2 protein-coding genes are annotated in these 3,506 nt (G+C 71.8%); both read right to left on the bottom strand.

What is annotated here, in order from left to right; translation table 11 throughout:
- The coding region (nagE, locus tag AC1RUS_RS23515) for an N-acetylglucosamine-specific PTS transporter subunit IIBC (protein WP_492919043.1) at positions 1-1,338 on the bottom strand (1,338 nt) is incomplete at its 3' end.
- Between the two features lie 2 nt (positions 1,339-1,340).
- A partial coding sequence (gene ptsP, locus AC1RUS_RS23510) for a phosphoenolpyruvate--protein phosphotransferase (protein ID WP_492919042.1) occupies positions 1,341-3,506 on the bottom strand: 2,166 nt, incomplete at its 5' end.

Below are 3,506 nucleotides of genomic sequence, written 5' to 3'. Positions count from 1 at the left end.
GACCAGCCGCAGGCGGGTGGTGCAAGCATCGACGCTGGCGAGATTGGCCGCGCCGCCCAGGGCGATCAGGAAGTCCTCGCCGCGTCCGCCGGCGGCGGGGGCCAGCGGCGCGGCGACGGCCTCGTCGCGCTCGCGGCCGGGGGTCTTGAGGTCGAACCGCACGATCACGAACCGGAACACGAAGTAATAGATCGCGCCATAGGCCAGGCCCACTGGGATCAGCAGCAGCGGCCGGGTGGCCCTGTTGAAGTTCAGCACATAGTCGAAGAGGCCCGCCGAGAACCCGAAGCCCAGCTTCACGTCCAGCAGGTTCATGATCACCATCGACGCGCCGGTCAGCAGGGCGTGGACGGCGTAGAGCGCCGGGGCCAGGAACATGAACGAGAACTCGATCGGCTCGGTCACCCCGGTCAGGAACGAGGTCAGGGCCAGGGAGCTGAGCATGCCGCCCACGGCCTTGCGGCGCTCGGGACGGGCGGTGTGCAGCATGGCCAGGCAGGCGGCCGGCAGGCCGAACATCATCACCGGGAAGAACCCGCTCATGAACGCCCCGGCGGTCGGGTCGCCGGCCGCGAAGCGGTTCAGATCCCCGGTCGCGCCGTTGTAGTCGCCCAGGATGAACCAGACCACGTTGTTGAGGATGTGGTGCAGGCCCGTGACGATCAGCAGGCGGTTGAGCGCGCCGTAGACGAACAGGCCCACATCGCCGGAAGCCGTGACCAGGTGGCTGAGGCCATCGACCCCGGCCTCCAGGACGCCCCAGCCGAACCCGAACACCAGGGCCAGGCCCACCCCGGCCACGCCGGCGGCGATCGGCACGAACCGGCGGCCGCCGAAGAAGGCCAGGTATTCCGGCAGCTTGATGTTGGAATAGCGGTTGTAGAGCCCCCCGGCGATCAGGCCCGACAGGATGCCGACCGGGATCGACAGCTTGCCGATCTCCTTGGCCTTCCAGGCGGCGATGACGAGGTCCTTGGCTCCGGCGACGGCGCCCGCCGCGACCTCGGGCGGGATGACGATCAGGGCGTCGGCGCCCTTGGTGGCGACCAGATAGGCCACCACGCCGGCGAGACCCGCCGCGCCGTGGTTCTCGCGCGCCAGACCGACGGCGACGCCGATGGCGAAGATCAGGCCCAGGCTGCCGAAGATCGCCCCGCCGGCCGCGCCGAACACATTGGCGATGGTCACGGTGAGCCCGCCGGTCATCACGCCCAGGGCGGGATTACCCAGCAGGTCGGTCTGGCCGATGCGCAGCAGCAGGGCCGCCACCGGCAGCACCGCGATCGGCAGCATCAGGGCGCGGCCCAGGGGCTGCAGGACTTCAAGCGGCGACTTCATCGCTAAACTCCGGCCAAGAAGGTCTTGGCGACTTCACGGACCGCCTCGGGCGAGGTCAGGTCCAGGACTTGCGCGGCCAGGGCGCGGCAAGCGGCCAGATCCAGGGTCCGCACCAGGGCCTTGACCTCCGGCACGATGGCGGCGGTGGCCGACAGTTCGGTCACCCCCAGGCCCAGCAGGATCGGCAAGGCCGGAAGGTCCGACGCCGCCCCGCCGCAGACGCCGACCCAGCGGTGATGCTTGGCCGCGCCGGCGCAGGTCTGGGCGATCATGCGCAGCACGGCCGGGTGTAGCGCGTCGATGCGGGCGGCCAGCTCGGGATTGCCCCGGTCCATGGCCAGGACGTACTGAGTAAGGTCGTTGGTGCCGATCGACAGGAAGTCGGCCTCGGCGGCGATCAGGTCGGCGGTGACGGCGGCGGCCGGGGTCTCGATCATCACCCCAAGCTCGATGCGCTCGGTCACGCCCATCTCGCGCTTGGCCTCGTCGAGCACGGCGCGGACGGCCCGCAGCTCGTCCAGGCTGGCGATCATCGGCACCATGATCTTGCACTGACCCAGTGGGCGCACGCGCAGGATGGCGCGGATCTGGGTCTTCAGCAGGTGCGGCCGCCACAGCGACACGCGCACGCCGCGCAGGCCCAGGGCCGGGTTCTCCTCGGTCGGGATCGGCAGGTAGGGCGCGGCCTTGTCGCCGCCGACGTCCAGCGTGCGGATGATCAGCGGCTTGCCGTCCAGGGCCGAGGCGATGGCCTGGTACTGGCGGGCCTGCTCGTCCTCGTCCGGCGGGGTGTCGCGGTCCAGGAACAGGAACTCGGTGCGCAGCAGGCCCGAGCCCTCCGCGCCGTTGGCGGCGGCGGCCAGGGCGTCGTTCAGCGAGCCGACATTGCCGAACACCTCGATGCGCGTCCCTTCGCGGGTCACGCAGGTCTGGTGGGCCGAGGCTTTCGCACGCGCCTTGCGCTCCTGGCGCTGGGCCAGCTGGGTCTGGGCCACTTCCAGGGCCTTGGCGTCGGGGGCGACGCGCAGCTGGCCGCCGTCGGCGTCGAGGATCAGGGCCGTGCCATCGGCCACGGTCATCACCGCCGCGCCCACCGCCACCAGGGCCGGAATGCCCATGGCCGCCGCCAGGATCGCCACGTGCGAGGTCGGCCCGCCGCGCGCGGTGCAGAATCCAGCCACCGAACCGGGCTCCACGCCCATCAGCTGCGAGGGCAGGAGCTCGTCGGCCAGCAGGATCGAGCCGGGCGGCAGGGTCGCGGCGTTCTCTTCCTCGCCGGTTAGGGCGCGCAGGACCTGGCGTTCGAGGTCCACCAGATCGTCGACCCGCTCAGCCAGCCGGCGGTCGCCCAGGCCGCGCAGGGCCTCGACATAGCCGCCCACCGCCTTGCGCCAGGCAAAGCCGGCGCTCTTGCCCTGGTCGATCAGCGCCCGCGCCCCGGCCGACAACTCCGGGTCCTCCAGGAACGCCAGGTGCGCGCCCAGGATCGCCTTGCGCGCCTTGTCGCCCTTGCTGGCGGCCGTCTCCAGTCGGCCGCGCACCTGGGCCAGGGCGTCGGTCAGGGCCTGCTGCTCGTGGGCCGCGCCGTCGCCGGTCTCGCGCACGATGATCTCGGACGACGCCAGCCGCACCGCCTTGCCGATCGCCAGACCCGGCGCGGCCAGCACGCCCTTGAGCACGCCGTCCTTGGGCAGTTCGGTCGGCCCCGTCTCGGCCATGGGCTCGGCGGCGGTCGCCACGGCCGGCGCGGCCACCGGACCGCCCTCGCCCATGCCGCCCTCGATCAGCTCCGCCAGCGCCGCAATCGCGAACTCCGCGTCCACGCCGCTGGCCACCACGGTGACCGTGTCCCCATGCCGGATCGCCAGCGACATCACACCCACGGGGCTCTTGGCCGACGCCCGACGATTGACCGCCACGATCGCCGCCTCCGCCGCAAACCGCCGCGCAACCTCCGCTATCCGCGCCGCAGGACGCGCGTGGATGCCGTGGACCAGAGGCACCACGACCTCGCGGCCGGTTTCGTGCCCGGCGATCACCGACGCCGCCTTGGCGCCGCCGACCGGCGACAGCTCCATCAGGAAGTCGCCGACCTCGCTGGCGCGGTCCTGGTCGCGGCGCACGATGTCGAAGGCGTCGGGATTGGTGATGACGATCGGGGTAATCAG

The sequence above is a fragment of the Caulobacter sp. GW821-FHT10F06 genome (genome assembly GCF_058809215.1).
This window is presented reverse-complemented; position numbering and strand designations above follow the sequence as displayed.